General features: G+C 69.6%; 12 protein-coding genes. 9 read left to right on the top strand and 3 right to left on the bottom strand.

Annotated elements, in window-relative coordinates; all coding sequences use genetic code 11:
* The first annotated feature begins 131 nt into the window (after nucleotides 1-131).
* From argJ to ACE3TL_RS14140, 3 genes are all read left to right on the top strand, one after another.
* The gene (argJ, locus tag ACE3TL_RS14150; RefSeq protein WP_374579325.1) at nucleotides 132-1544 is read left to right on the top strand and encodes a bifunctional glutamate N-acetyltransferase/amino-acid acetyltransferase ArgJ; all 1413 of its coding nucleotides are present in this window, start codon (nucleotides 132-134) and stop codon (nucleotides 1542-1544) included.
* Between the two features lie 47 nt (nucleotides 1545-1591).
* Nucleotides 1592-3790: a S9 family peptidase gene (locus tag ACE3TL_RS14145; protein ID WP_374579324.1), complete on the top strand. Its 2199-nt coding sequence runs from the start codon at nucleotides 1592-1594 to the stop codon at nucleotides 3788-3790.
* A 158-nt stretch (nucleotides 3791-3948) separates the two neighbouring features.
* Nucleotides 3949-5880, top strand: coding sequence for an alpha/beta hydrolase family protein (locus ACE3TL_RS14140; RefSeq protein ID WP_374579323.1), 1932 nt, complete (start codon nucleotides 3949-3951; stop codon nucleotides 5878-5880).
* A gap of 51 nt (nucleotides 5881-5931) precedes the next feature.
* Here ACE3TL_RS14140 and ACE3TL_RS14135 read toward each other — a convergent pair whose 3' ends face one another.
* Nucleotides 5932-7392: a DEAD/DEAH box helicase gene (locus ACE3TL_RS14135; RefSeq protein WP_374579322.1), complete on the bottom strand. Its 1461-nt coding sequence runs from the start codon at nucleotides 7390-7392 to the stop codon at nucleotides 5932-5934.
* 297 nt (nucleotides 7393-7689) lie between these two features.
* Between ACE3TL_RS14135 and mutT the strand changes: the two genes are divergently transcribed.
* Nucleotides 7690-8100, top strand: coding sequence for an 8-oxo-dGTP diphosphatase MutT (gene mutT, locus ACE3TL_RS14130; RefSeq protein ID WP_374579321.1), 411 nt, complete (start codon nucleotides 7690-7692; stop codon nucleotides 8098-8100).
* Between the two features lie 248 nt (nucleotides 8101-8348).
* Nucleotides 8349-9218 carry a kinase gene (locus ACE3TL_RS14125; protein WP_374579320.1) on the top strand — a complete coding sequence of 290 codons (870 nt, stop codon included), beginning with the start codon at nucleotides 8349-8351 and terminating at the stop codon, nucleotides 9216-9218.
* A 52-nt stretch (nucleotides 9219-9270) separates the two neighbouring features.
* Here the strand turns inward: ACE3TL_RS14125 and ACE3TL_RS14120 are convergent, their stop codons facing one another.
* Nucleotides 9271-9666, bottom strand: a complete 396-nt coding sequence (locus ACE3TL_RS14120) for a DUF4168 domain-containing protein (protein WP_374579319.1) — start codon at nucleotides 9664-9666, stop codon at nucleotides 9271-9273.
* 228 nt (nucleotides 9667-9894) lie between these two features.
* On the opposite strand from ACE3TL_RS14120, the gene ACE3TL_RS14115 reads away from it, so the two are divergent.
* The 3 genes from ACE3TL_RS14115 to ACE3TL_RS14105 are packed head-to-tail and all read left to right on the top strand — an operon-like array spanning nucleotide 9895 to nucleotide 12406.
* Complete coding sequence (locus ACE3TL_RS14115) at nucleotides 9895-10581, top strand: hypothetical protein (RefSeq protein WP_374579318.1); 687 nt, start codon at nucleotides 9895-9897, stop codon at nucleotides 10579-10581.
* A 2-nt stretch (nucleotides 10582-10583) separates the two neighbouring features.
* Complete coding sequence (locus ACE3TL_RS14110; RefSeq protein ID WP_374579317.1) at nucleotides 10584-11816, top strand: M48 family metalloprotease; 1233 nt, start codon at nucleotides 10584-10586, stop codon at nucleotides 11814-11816.
* Nucleotides 11813-12406, top strand: a complete 594-nt coding sequence (locus tag ACE3TL_RS14105) for a hypothetical protein (protein ID WP_374579316.1) — start codon at nucleotides 11813-11815, stop codon at nucleotides 12404-12406. The genes ACE3TL_RS14110 and ACE3TL_RS14105 overlap by 4 nt, the downstream gene beginning before the upstream one ends.
* On the opposite strand, the gene ACE3TL_RS14100 is transcribed toward ACE3TL_RS14105, so the two are convergent.
* Nucleotides 12403-13314, bottom strand: a complete 912-nt coding sequence (locus ACE3TL_RS14100; RefSeq protein ID WP_374579315.1) for a methyltransferase domain-containing protein — start codon at nucleotides 13312-13314, stop codon at nucleotides 12403-12405. The genes ACE3TL_RS14105 and ACE3TL_RS14100 overlap by 4 nt on opposite strands.
* Here ACE3TL_RS14100 and ACE3TL_RS14095 point away from each other — a divergent pair.
* Nucleotides 13314-13805: ComF family protein (locus ACE3TL_RS14095; protein ID WP_374579314.1), on the top strand; the 492-nt coding region annotated here is incomplete at its 3' end. The genes ACE3TL_RS14100 and ACE3TL_RS14095 overlap by 1 nt on opposite strands.

Raw genomic sequence — 13805 nt, 5'->3', positions numbered from 1 at the left:
AGCAAGGCGAAGGTCCAGACCTTGATCGGCCAGCCCCAGGACGTTCCCGGGCAGCCGCAGGAACCGGCCGACGCCCCCAGGACCCAACCGCAAGCTCCCTCCGCGACCGCCCCAGCCAAGGCCGCCAAGCCATGACCAAGACCCCCGCGCCCAAGCCGGCGCCCGCCGAGAAGAAGTCCACCGCCGGCAAGGCGCTGGAAGCCGCCGCCAAGCCCGTCGAGGCGCTGGAGCGGGCGATCAAGCGCGCCACCACCAAGCAGAAGCCGGAAGCCGCCCCCAAGGCCGAGGCGCCCAAGCCGGCCAAGGGCGCGCTGCCCGTCTCGCCCCTGGCCGTCCCGTTCCCGAAGATCCCGCCGATCGCCGGCGTGCAACTCGCGACCGGCCGCGCCGGCTTCTACAAGCACGAGCGCGAGGACCTGATGGTCATGCGTTTCGTGAAGGGGACGTCGGGCGCGGGCGTCTTCACCCGCCACGGGGTCGGTTCGGCGCCGGTCGACTGGTGCCGCAAGCACCTGGAGATGACCAAGGGGGCGGACGTGCGGGCCCTGGTGGTCAACGCCGGCTGCGCCAATTCCTTCACCGGCAAGCCGGGGGCCGATGCGGTGCGGCGGGTGGCCTCGGCCACGGCCAAGCGCTTCGACTGCCGCCAGCGCGACGTGATGGTCGCCTCGACCGGGGTGATCGGGGTGCTGTTGGACGACGCCAAGATCGTCCAGCGGCTGCCGGACGTCGAGGCGCGGCTGACCGACGACGGCTGGGCCGGGGCGGCGCAGGCGATCATGACCACCGACACCTTCCCCAAGGGCGCCTACGCCGAGGCGACCATCGACGGGGAGAAGGTGCGCATCGCCGGCATCTGCAAGGGATCGGGCATGATCGCGCCGGACATGGCGACCATGCTGGCCTTCGTGGTCACCGACGCCTCGATCTCCTCGACGGCGCTGCAGACCCTGGTCAACCTCTACACCCGCAACACCTTCAATGCGGTGACGGTGGACGGCGACCGCTCGACCAACGACACCCTGATGCTGTTCGCCACCGGCCAGTCGGGCGCGCCGAACATCACCCGCGCGGGCGACCGGCGGCTGGCCGACTTCCGCGTGAAGCTGGAGAGCGTGCTGCTGGACCTGGCGCTGCAACTGGTGCGCGACGGCGAGGGGGCCAGCAAGTTCGTGAAGGTCTCCGTCACCGGAGCGGCCAGCTCGGCCAGCGCCCGCAAGATCGCCCGGACGATCTGCGAGAGCCCGCTGGTCAAGACCGCCTTCGCCGGCGAAGACGCCAACTGGGGCCGTATCGTCATGGCCGTGGGCCGGGCGGACGAACCGATCGACCGCGACCGGATCAAGGTGATGTTCGGACCGCTGGTCGCGGCCCAGGACGGGCTGATCTCGCCGACCTACGACGAGGACAAGATGAGCGCCTACATGAAGAACCAGGAGCTGGAGGTGTCGGTGGACGTCGGCGTTGGCCGCGCCTCGGCGACCATGTGGACCTGCGACCTGACCAAGCAGTACGTGGCGATCAACGGGGACTACCGGTCCTGACCGGCGCTGTGCGGGGGCGTTCGATGAAGTGGGCGGCGGCAGGAGCGATGGCGGCCTTGATGACCTTCGGCGCGGCGCATGCGGAAAAGCTGACCCCAGAGCGGGTGTTCGCCGATCCCGACCTGTCGGGACCGCTGGCGCGGGGGGTGAAGGTTTCGCCCGACGGGTCGGCGGTGACCTATCTGCGGGCCAGGGCCGACGACCAGCGGATGACCGACCTGTGGATCGCCGACGTCACTGGCGGCGCGCCGCGGCTGCTGATCGACGCGCGCAGCCTGGCGCCGCAGGAGAAGGAACTCTCCGAGGCCGAGAAGAGCCGCCGCGAGCGCCAGGGCGTGCAGACGCGCGGCGTGGTCGACTACGCCTGGGACGAGCAGGGCCGCTTCATCCTGGTCCCGGTCGAGGGCGACCTCTTCCTCTATCGGATGGCCGGCGGGCAGGTGACGCAGCTCACCGCCACCGACGCCGACGAGATCGACGCCAAGGTCTCGCCGAAGGGCCGGTTCGTCTCGTTCGTGCGCGACGACAATCTCTATGTGACGCCCGCGGGCGTCGGCCCAGAGCGGGCCCTGACCACCGGGGGCGAGGAGCTGAAGAGCTGGGCGAGCGCCGAGTTCATCGCCCAGGAGGAGATGGGCCGTTCCACCGGTTACTGGTGGAGCCCGGACGAGACCAGGATCGCGCTGACCCATGTCGACCAGAGCGGCGTCGACGTGGTCGAGCGGCTGGATGTCAATGCGAGCGGCGCGGCCATCGTGCGCCAGCGCTATCCGCGGGTCGGCCGCCCGAACGCTGTGGTGGAGCTCCATGTGGCCGACGTCGCCACCGGGGCGCGGACCAAGGTCGACCTGGGGCCGGAGACCGACATCTACCTCGCCCGCGTCGACTGGGCGAGGGACGGCAAGACGCTCTATGTGCAGCGCGAGCGACGCGATCAGCGGCGGCTCGACCTGCTGGCCGTCGATCCGGCGAGCGGCGCGGCCAAGGTGATCCTGACCGAGGAGTCGCCGCACTGGATCGAGCTGACCGACGACTTCAGGCCGCTGAAGGACGGGACCTTCCTATGGTCGTCCGAGCGGTCGGGGAACCGGCATCTCTATCACTACGCCGCCGATGGCCGGCTGATCGCCCAGGTGACGTCCGGCGACTGGCCGGTGGACGCGCTGGAAGGCGTGGACGAGGCGCGCGGGGTGGCGATCTTCGGCGCCAGCAAGGACGCGCCGATCGAGCGGCGGCTCTACGAGGTTTCGTACAGGACGCCGGGCGAGCCCAAGGCCCTGACCCCTGGCGGCGGCTGGTGGACGGCCTCGGTGGCGCGGTCCGGCAAGGCCTTCGCCGCCACCTATCAGGACCCGAAGACCCCGCCGCAGACCGGCTTCTACAAGGCCGACGGATCGCGCGTGCGCTGGATCGAGGAGAACCGGCTGGCGGAAGGCCATCCCTATTGGCCCTATGTCTCGCGCCTGCGTGAACCACAGTTCGGGACCCTCAAGGCCGCGGACGGCCAGGACCTGTGGTGGACGCTGGTGACGCCGCCGGGTTTTGACCCGAAGAAGACCTATCCGGTGATCGTGCAGGTCTATGGCGGCCCGGCCGGCGCCCTGGTCGACAAGGCGTGGATGAAGCCGGAGGACCAGCTCTATCTCGAGGCCGGTTTCATCCTGTTCTCGATCGACAACCGCGGCACGCCCAACCGTTCGGTGGCCTTCAAGACCGCCATCGACCGGCGCATGGGGGTGGTGGAGGTCGAGGACCAGCTCGCCGGCGCCCAATATCTGAAATCGCTGCCCTATGTGGACGCGGCCCGGATCGGGATCGTGGGCTGGTCGAACGGCGGCTACATGACGCTGATGACCCTGACCGCGCCGGAGTCGCCCTATGCGGCGGGGATGGCCGGCGCGCCGGTGGTCGACTGGTCGCTCTACGACACCCACTACACCGAGCGGTTCATGGGGACGCTGGCCGACAACGCCGAGGGCTATGCGAACGCCGAGGTCACCGCACGGCTGGGGCGGCTGAAGCCGGACACGCTGATGATCATCCACGGCATGGCCGACGACAACGTGACCTTCGATAATGCGACCAAGGCCATGGCGGCGTTGCAGGCAAACGCCACGCCGTTCGAGATGATGACCTATCCGGGCCTGCGCCACCGCGCCGGCTGGACGCAGGCTCATCGCCTGCACCGGGCGCTCACGACGCTGGACTTCTTCAAGCGCAAGCTGGCCCCGACGCCGGCGCCGTGAGGTGGCGCCGCCCTGAGGCGACCTCGCTTTTCCTCATCCCACAGGGAGAATTATCGGACATCAGGCGACCTGATCTGCGGCCTGCGACTTTCGGTTGAGGGGAGTCTCGACATGGGAAATAGTCGCCTGGGGCGTGCTTGATGTGCGGGGGGACTCCAATGAGGCTTTTGCTGGTTCTGGCGGCGCTCTTTGCGGCGACGGGAGCGTGGGCCAAGCCCAGCCTGGAAGACTTCGCCGCCACGCCCAGGATTGAGAGAGTCGCTCTGTCGCCATCGGGCGATCGTTTCGCCTTGGTTGGCCTGGAGAACCAGACTCGGTTGCTGACGGTTCGCCGTGCGGACGGCAGCGCGGAGTTCGCCGCCGACCTCGGCGATATCGATGTAACGCACCTGATCTGGGCCGGGGACGACAAGCTCATTCTTGCGACCCGATCCGTAGCGGGCGGCGGCCTCTCCATGCTCTCCCGTCAAACTTTCCTTTCCGGCGTCGTCATCGACATTCCGTCCAAGTCGATGAAAGGCGTCTTCAAAGGGTCGAAATCGGTTTTCAATGCAATGGTCGGCCTGTTCGGCGTCGCCAAGATCGACGGAAGCTGGGTCGCGTTCGTCGGTGGAGTTCCTTTCGAGAAAATTCAGCCGCGCACCCGCGCCGCCCCTATCTATGCCGATCTCTATCGGGTCGATCTGGAGACGCTGGAATATGAGCGCATCGCGCAGGTTGGCGGACGGGGGACCTCCTGGGTCATGTCGCCGGAGGGCTCTATCGCCGGCTATTCCGAATACGACCCCAAGGGACAGGTCCAAACGATCCATGCGGGCGACGGCCGGCTGCTGGAGTCGCGTCACATCACGGAAGGCAAGCTCTATCTAGACGGGTTGGGGCGCACGCCGGGGACGCTTCTGCTCGCAGATCGCACCTCGGGCGAGGAGGTTGCGAAGGAACTGAAGCTAGAGGGCCAGCCCGACAGCGAGACGCTTGATGTCGGCGTCGAGGCGAAACAGGCGTTGCGCGATCGGCTGACCGGCCTGCTGATCGGTATGACCGATCGTGAGGCGCCTGGCGGCGTGCGCATGATCGACCCGGAACTTCAAAAGCGCGTCGTCGCCACCGCCAAGGCTTTTCCCGACGCCCAGACCTATCTCGCCAGCTATTCGGCGGGCTTGGCCCGGATGGTCGCTTATACGGAAGGCGCGACCGATAGCGGGACCTATTGGCTGGTCGATATCGACAAGACGTCCGCACGTCCCATCGGCAGCGCCCGGCCCACGATCAAGGCTGAAGACCTCGGGGAGGTGAGGACCGTCGACTATCAGGCCAGCGACGGGCTGGCGCTCGACGGAGTGCTGACCTTGCCGCCGAAGTCCGCCGGGAAGGGGTTGGCGCTGGTCGTTCTGCTCGAAGGCGGGCCTTCCCGCCTACGCAACAGTCCCAATTTGAGCATGACGGCGCAGGCCTTCGCGTCGCGTGGCTATGCGGTCCTCCAGCCGAACTATCGGGGCATGCTCGGCTATGGCGAGGCGTTCCGAAAGGCAGCCGAGGGCGAGGTTGGCCGTAAGCTCCAGACCGATATCTCCGATGGCGTGGCCGCCTTGGCACGAACCGGTGTGATCGATCCCAAGCGCGTCTGCATCGTCGGCTCCGGCTATGGCGCCTATGCGGCCCTGGCGGGAGTCACCCTGCAGAACGGAATCTATCGCTGCGCGGCTGGCGGGGACGGCGTCTACGACCTGCCGAACTTCGACGCATCCGTTCGCAGGCTCGTTGGAGCCGATCTGCGAGCCATGACCAGCCGGCTGGCGCGCCTGGGGCCGACGGCTGGTCAGGATCTGAAGGCGATTTCCCCGATGTTTCACGCTGGTCAGGCCGATGCGCCGGTCCTGCTCGTTTTGACCGAGGTCGTGGAGGAAGAGATATCCGGCCAGAGCCGCAGGATGGAGCGCGGCCTGCGGAACGCGGGCAGGTCCGTCGAGGTCTTCGTCAATCCGGACCCCAAGTCCCGCGACGAGCAGGGACGGAGCGACGAAGACCGGAACAAGGCGTTACTGGCCGCCATCGTCGCTTTTGTCGAAAGGTATAATCCGCCGACATAGGCGCAGGGGGGCAAGCCCTTCCCCCGAAGGGAAGAACTTGCCCCGAAACGCTCAGTCCAGCGGGGACCAGCGCTTTTCGGCGGGCTTGGCGGCGCCGCGCTTGGGGCCTTTGAACTGGGACTGGTCGATGGGCGTGGTGGAAGCCCGCTCGCCGTGGGCGCGCTGGCCGCCGCCGCGATGGTCGGTATGGCGCTTGAGCTGGCCCTGGCGCTGTTCGGCGCCGGCCTGGGCCTTCGGCTTGCGGCGGCGTTGCTTGCGCAGGCCGGGGGGAAGGTCGCTGCGGCCTTCGGGGCGGCGGTTGCGCTCGCCGCCAGCCGGCGCGCGCTCGGTCTTTTCGGCGGCGAGTTCGGGCATGGCCTTGGTCATCACCGACAGGCCGCGGTCGTTGCGGCGGTCGAAGCTGGGGATGGTCTGGCGGGTGATCTTCTGGATGTCCTTCAGGAGGCCGCGCTCGTCGTCGGCGCAGAAGGCCACGGCCGAACCGTCGGCGCCGGCGCGGGCCGTGCGGCCGATGCGGTGGACGTAGGCTTCGGGCACGTTCGGCAGCTCGTACTGGACGACATGGCTGACCGCGTCGATGTCGATGCCGCGGGCGGCGATGTCGGTGGCCACCAGGGCGCGGACGTCGCCGGCCTTGAAGGCCGCCAGGGCGCGCTCGCGCTGGCCCTGGCTCTTGTCGCCATGGATGGCCGCGGCGTTGACGCCGGCGGATTCCAGCGACTTGGCCACCCGGTCGGCGCCGCGCTTGGTGCGGGTGAAGACGATCACGCGCTTGAAGTCCTTTTCGGCGAACAGCTCGCAGAGCAGGGCGCGCTTGCGGGTCGCCTCGATGAAGATGACCTCCTGCTTGATGCGTTCGACCGTGGTCGCCTGCGGCGTGACGGAGACCTTGGTCGGGTTGGGACGCAGCAGCTCGCCGGCCAGCTTCTCGATCTCGCCGGGCATGGTGGCCGAGAAGAACAGGTTCTGGCGCAGGCGCGGCAGGTGCTTCACCACCTGGCGGATCGGGACGATGAAGCCCATGTCGAGCATCTGGTCGGCCTCGTCGAGGACGAAGATCTCCACGCCCTGGAGGGTGATGGTCTTTTCCTGCAGATGGTCGATCAGGCGGCCGGGGGTGGCGACCAGCACGTCGACGCCCGGCGCCATGGCGCGCATCTGGCCGCCATACTTCACGCCGCCGAAGATGACGGCGACCGAGACGCCCATGTGCTTGCCGTAGGCCTTGAAGCTCTCGGCGATCTGGGTGGCGAGCTCGCGGGTCGGCGAGAGCACCAGCACGCGGCAGCCGCGGCGCGGGGCGGGTTTGCGGTCGGCGGCCAGGCGGTGGAGGATGGGCAGGGCGAAGGCGGCGGTCTTGCCGGTGCCGGTCTGGGCGATGCCGAGCAGGTCCTTGCCGGCCATGACGCCGGGAATGGCCTGGGCCTGGATCGGGGTCGGCGTTTCATAGCCCTCGTCAGAGAGGGCCTTGAGCAGCGTCTTGTCGAGGCCGAGGTCGGTGAACTTGGTCAAAACGTATGTATCTTTCACGGATGCGCCGAGCGCGCCGGCTCGAACGATGCGAGGGCGCGGGACGCGGGTCATGTGTGGAAAGCCCCCGCGTGGCGGGGCGATCTATGCGATCGTTTCGGGCGCTCGACAGCGAGTTCCGGCGGTGCGGAACCCTCACGCGGCTGGAGCGCCGATATCGCCGCGATTGCTGCAGCGCAGCGCAGATATGCGCGCCGGGGCGCGGAAAGTCAAGTTCGCCAAGGGGCGGCGGCCAAGCGGCGGGCTTGCAATCGCCGCCATATCCCGCAAGGAAGCCCTATGTCCGACACCAAGCGCATGGTCCTCGTCGCCGCCGCGGCCCTGATCGATTCCGACGGGCGGGTGCTGATCTGCCAGCGGCCGCCGGGCAAGCAGCTCGCTGGGCTGTGGGAGTTTCCGGGCGGCAAGGTCGAGCCGGGCGAGACGCCGGAGCAGTGTCTGATCCGCGAACTGGACGAGGAACTGGGGATCAAGGTGGCGCAGGCCTGCCTGGCGCCTTTCGTCTTCGCCAGCCACACCTATGAGGACTTCCACCTGCTGATGCCGCTCTATCTGCTGCGGCGATGGGAGGGGATGGTGACGGCCAAGGAGCATTCGGGCCTGGCCTGGGTGAAGCCGGCCAAGCTGACCGACTATCCGATGCCGCCGGCCGATGCGCCGCTCATCGCCTGGCTGCGCGATTTGGTGTGAGCCGTCATCGCGGCGTCATCGCCCTGGCTTAGGGTTCACGCGGCCACGAAAAAGGCCCGTGGCGAGCTCGGATCACCACGGGCCTCATCTGGGGTCGAAGTCTTGCTTCAACTGTCTCTCGCGCGGCTGCACGCTCGACACTGGAACCTAGAGCCCGAGTCAGGGCGCAACGCCAGTCCGATGTGGTCCCTCTACTTAGGGCGAAATGTCGCAGCGGGCCGGCGCAGGGGCTGATAACCTCCGATCACATGAGATCGCCTGATCCCTGGCTCGACGAATTCCTGGCGCGTGAGCGTCTTCCGGCGGCCTATGCCCAGACGGTCCAGTCGGTGGCTGTGCCCCTGGCCGAGCGCATCGCCGCGGCGGCGCGGCCGGGCGGGATCGTGGTCGGGCTGTGCGGGCCGCAGGCCAGCGGCAAGTCGACCCTGACGGCGGTGCTGGGGCGGCTGCTGGAGGCGCGGGGGCTGCGGGTGGCGGCGCTGTCGCTGGACGATCTCTATCTGACGCGGGCCGAGCGGGCGGAACTGGCCGGGCGGGCGCATCCGCTGCTGGCCACGCGCGGCGCGCCCGGCACGCATGACGTCGCCTTGGGCCGAAACCTGCTGGTGCAGCTACGCCGGCCGGGGCGGACGCTCCTGCCGCGCTTCGACAAGGCCGCCGACGACCGCGGGCCGGGCGAGGCCTTCGAGGGGCCGGCCGACGTGGTGATCTTCGAAGGCTGGTGCGTCGGCGCCGCCCCGCAGCCGGCCGCGGCCCTGGCGCAGCCGGTGAACGAACTGGAGCGCGTGCGCGACGAGGACGGGACCTGGCGGCGGTTCGTCAACGCGCAACTAGAAGGTCCTTACCGCGAGCTGTTCGCTGGCCTCGACCTGCTGATCCTGTTGCAGGCGCCGGGTTTCGAGGTGGTGCTGGCCTGGCGCCAGGAGCAGGAGCGCAAGCTGCGCGAGCGCCTGGCGCGCGAGGGCGCGGGCGGCAAGCGGGCGATGAGCGACGAAGAGGTCGCCGCCTTCATCGCCCATTACGAGCGCCTGACCCGCTGGATCCTGGCCGAGATGCCCGCGCGGGCGGACGTGGTGGTGACGCTGGACGCGGGGCGGAGAGCGACCTTGCGCCCATGAAAAAGGCCGCCCAGGCGGAGCTGGGCGGCCGATTTCCTTGCGCGGCGGCGGCTTAGGCGGCCGGCGGGGCGTTGAGGACGTCGGTCAGGCGCTGGCGAAGGGCGGCGTCCTTCTGCACGGCGGCGGACATGGCGTTGTACTTGTCGGGCGAGAGGCCGCTGGCCTGGACGGCCGCGCCCATCTTGCCGATCATTTCCTTCTGGACGTCGGCTTTGGCGGCGGCGTCGGCGGACGCGAGCTTGGGGCCGTACTCGGCGTTGATCTTCTGGATTTCGGCCATGGCCGACCCGAAGGCCTTCAGATCCTCGTCGGTGAAGCCGCCTTGGGCCGGGCCCGCCGCGGCGGGCGCCGGAGCAGGAGCCGCATCGGTGGTCGCCGGAGCGGTCTGGGCTTGGGCGGACGCGGCGCAGGCGCCAAGGAGGCCGGCGGCCAGGATAGCAATACGCATCAAGTGGGGTTCCTATGGTAGTTGTCGAGCCAAGGTCGGCTTTTAAAGCCCAGGCGGGGCCAAAATGCGACCCGGCTTGGCCGTCTAACGCGCAAGTTCGACGCAGGCGCCCCGAAAACCATCACATTTCGCGCGCGATCTGCGGCGCGGCCTGCATCGACAAGGCTCTCGCCACGCGTATAGATTGCGAAACCTGGGCGCTGCGCGTCCGGCAGGGTGGGGCGAGACATGAAGAAGCTGCTGGCGATCGTCGCCGCGTGCCTGCTGACGGCCGCGTGCACGACCACGAACACCAAGATCATGGCCAATCCGGTCAAGCCGGCGCCCGGCGCGCGCATCCTGCTGGTCGAGCCGGACGTGCAGCTTGCGGTGCTGACCGCCGCGGGGCTGCAGGAGGCGCGCGCCGACTGGAGCGAGCAGGGCAAGGCGCTGATGACCGGCGAGATCGAACGCCAGATGAAGGCCCGCGCCCACAGCTACCAGATGCTGGACCCGACGAGCGCCATGGACGGCCGCGCCGGCCAGCTCCTGCGGCTCAACGAGGCGGTCGTCCGCTCGATCCAGATGTTCAACTACGGCTATGTCAGCCTGCCGACCAAGAAGGGCGCGTTCGACTGGACCCTGGGCGAAGGCGCGCAGGTGCTGGGCGAGACCTATCAGGCGGACTATGCGCTGTTCCTGATCGGGCGCGGGAACTACGCCAGCGGCGCGCGGGTGGCCACGGCGGTCGGCCTGGCGGTGCTGGGCGTGGGCGTGCCGATCGGCGGGCAGCAGTGCATGGCCTCGCTGGTCGACCTGAAGACCGGGCGGGTGGTCTGGGCCAATGTCGCGATCACCGGGCCGAACGACGACATGCGCAAGCCCGAGGGCGCAGCGCGGCTGGTCGAGGCGGTGCTGAAGGACGCTCCGCTCTAGCCATGCGCGCGATCCCGGTTTCCCTGGCGGCGCTGGCGGCGGCGCTCGTCCTGGGCGGCCTGGCCCAGGCGGCCGAGCGCCTGGCCGGCGCGCGCCCCGACATCTCCTCGATCGAGGGCGGGCTGTGGGGCGAGATGGACAAGGTCGAGGCCGAGGCCAGGACCCGCGGCGACCTGAACCGCGACCCGGCCCTCAACGCCTATGTGCACGAGATCATGTGCAAGGTCGCAGGTCCCCACTGTGCGGACCTGCGCGTCTATGTGATGGACCGGCCCTATTTCAACGCCTCCATGGCGCCCAACGGCTATACGGAAATCTGGTCGGGCCTGCTGCTGCGCGCTTCGGATGAGGCGGAGGTGGCCTATGTGCTGGGGCACGAGTTCGGCCATTTTGTCGAGACCCACAGCCTGGAGCGCTACGGCGCCCAGAAGACGCGGGCGAACGTGGCCCTGGCCGCCAGCGTGGTGGTGGCCGTGGCCGGGGCGAGTTCGGCGGCCGGCGCAGCCACCAGCGGCGAAGCCCAGTCGATCATCGATGCGACACGCGGCACGATCGACCTGATCTACTATGCGCAGATGGCCGCCCTGTTCCGCTTCACGCGCGAGCAGGAGAGCGAGGCGGACCTGCTGGGGCAGCGGCGGGCCGGGCAGGCCGGGTACGACGTCGCCGCGGCCATGGAGAGCTGGCGCGGGCTGATCGCCGAGACCCAGGGCTCGGACTTCAAGCGGGTGCGCAGGTCGGAGTCGAGAAGCAGCATCTTCGACAGCCATCCCTTGAGCGCCGACCGGATCGCCGCTCTGGAGGTCCAGGCCAAGACGCTGCGGGCGGGCGGGGAGCGCGGGCGCGCGCGGCACCGCGCGGCGATCCGCCCGTTCCTGCCCGCCTGGCTGCGCGACGACCTGCGCCGGCGCGACTTCGGCCAGACGCTGGTGGTCATCGACCGGCTGGCGGCCGGCGGCGAGGACCTGGGGGTGCTGAACTATTATCGCGGAGAGGCCTATCGGCTGCGGCGCGGCGAGGGGGACCTCGCCAAGGCGCGCGAGGCCTATCTGGTCGCCAGCGGCCAGGCGGACGCCCCGGCGGCGACCTGGCGCGAGCTGGGCGACATCCATCGCCGCGACGGCGACCGCGTGGCGGCGAGGGCCGCCTATGAAACCTATCTGGCCAAGGCGCCCCAGGCCGAGGACGCCTGGATGGTGCAGGACAGCCTTTCGAGCCTGGAGCGCAGTTCATGACCCTACGCACCACGATCCGCCTGCTGGGGATCGCCGCCGCGGCCCTGTCGCTGGCGGCCTGCGCCAGCGTCGTCGCAGCGCCCGCGGGCGCGTTCAGGGTCGGGGGCGGCTATGAGGTGTCGCTCGGCCGCGACTGGTCGGACATCAGCGCGGTGATGGCGGGCAAGACCAAGAAGGTGCGGCTGCTGTCGATCGACGGGCCGCTGTTGAACCGGCTCTATCTGACCGACGGGCTGGCGCCGGGCGATTTCCTCATCAAGCCGGAGATCAAGGAGCGGCCGACGCCGGTGATCCGCAAGGAGATGAGCGCCAGCGAGCGGCTGGAGTTCATCACCGACAGCGTGGCGGCGCTGGAGTATCAGCGGGTGGAGCTGGCGAAGCCACGGCCCGGGCGGATCGGCGAGGCGAGCGGCGTGCGCTTCGACCTGACGGCCCGGACGCAGGAGGGCCTCGACATCAAGGGGGCCGGCGTGATCGCCGAGCGCGGCGGCAAGACCTATGTGCTGCTCTATCTGGCTCCGGCCGAGCACTACTTTGACGCTTCGTTGGCCGAGGTGGAGGCGATCATAGCCTCGGCGCGGCTGGGCTAATCCTCGTCGCGCGGCAGGGGATTTTCGACCACGCCCAGGGCGTCGGCCAGGCGCATCTTGGCCGAGCCGGGCTTCAGCGGCTTCTGCTGGCTGGGGTCGGGCGACCAGCCGGTGAGGGTGAGAATCTCGAAGGTGGCGGGCAGGCGCCCGTCGGGCTCGGCGAAGCGCTCGGCGTAGATCTGGAAGGCGCGGGCCAGCACTTGGCGGGTGAGGGGCTTGGGGTGGCGCTCGGCCAGGACGCTGGTCTCGCCCATGGCCCGCAGGTCGGCCAGCAGCTTCAGCGGATGCGCATAGCGGACGGTGACGCGGTCGACGTCGGCCACCGGCAGGGCGAAGCCCGAGCGCTGGAGCAGGCCCGCCGCGTCATAGGCGTCGGCGAAGGGCGAGACGCGCGGGCCTGCGCCGCCGGTCAGCTCGGCCTCGGCGGCCAGCAGCGACTGGCGAAGCTCGGTCAGGGTCGCCCCGCCGAGGAAGGACCCGATGAAGAGGCCGTCGGGCTTCAGCGCCAGGCGAATCTGGATCAGGGCGCCGACCACGTCGTTGGCCCAGTGCAGCGAAAGGGTCGAGACCACCAGGTCCAGGCTGGCGGGGGCGAAGGGCAGGCGCTCCTCGTCGGCGACCAGGCGTGCGCCGGGCCGGCCCCCCAGCATGCGCGGCGACAGATCGGCCTCGACCAGGAAGCCGACCCGCCCGGCCGCGTCGCTTGCGGCGAGGGCCCGGGCGAAGGCGCCGTTGCGCGCGCCGAGATCGACGGCGCGCGGGAAGTCGCGCATGATCGCTTCGAGGCGAACGACGGCGTCCTCGGCGGCGCGGCGCTTGAGGAAGTCGGCGGCGGCGTAGCCGGGCGCGGCGCGGTCCAGGCGGGCGCGCAGCAGGTCGCGGTCGAAGAGGCGGGGCGGGGCGGACATTGAACTATCCAGATGGCGGTGCCGGCGCCTGGTGGAAACCCGGCGCCCGCACGAAGGCGGCGGTTCGTAGCGCGCTGGACCTGCTTTTCCCACCCCAATCGCTCGACGGCGGCGCCGCGACCCTGTCGGTCGGGCTGGACCCAGCGGCCTGGGGCCGTATCCATTTCATTGACGGGCCGCTCTGTGACGGTTGCGGCGTCCCCTTCGAATACGACCTCGGCGCCGGCGTGCGGTGCGCCGATTGCATGGCCAGGCCCCGGGCGTTTTCGCGGGCGCGGGCGGCTTGCCTTTACGATGAGGCTTCGCGCGGGCCGATCCTGCAACTGAAGCATGCCGACCGCACGGACCTGGCGCCGCTGATGGCCCGCTGGATCAGCCGCGCGGCGCGCGAACTGCTGGAGGAGGCGGACGCGATCGCGCCGGTGCCGCTGCACCGCTCGCGCCTGCTGGGGCGGCGGTTCAACCAGGCCGCCGAGATCGCCAGGCCGCTG

Origin of the sequence: Phenylobacterium sp., assembly GCF_041920015.1 — a bacterium.
In the GTDB taxonomy this organism is placed as follows: domain Bacteria; phylum Pseudomonadota; class Alphaproteobacteria; order Caulobacterales; family Caulobacteraceae; genus Phenylobacterium.
This window is presented reverse-complemented; position numbering and strand designations above follow the sequence as displayed.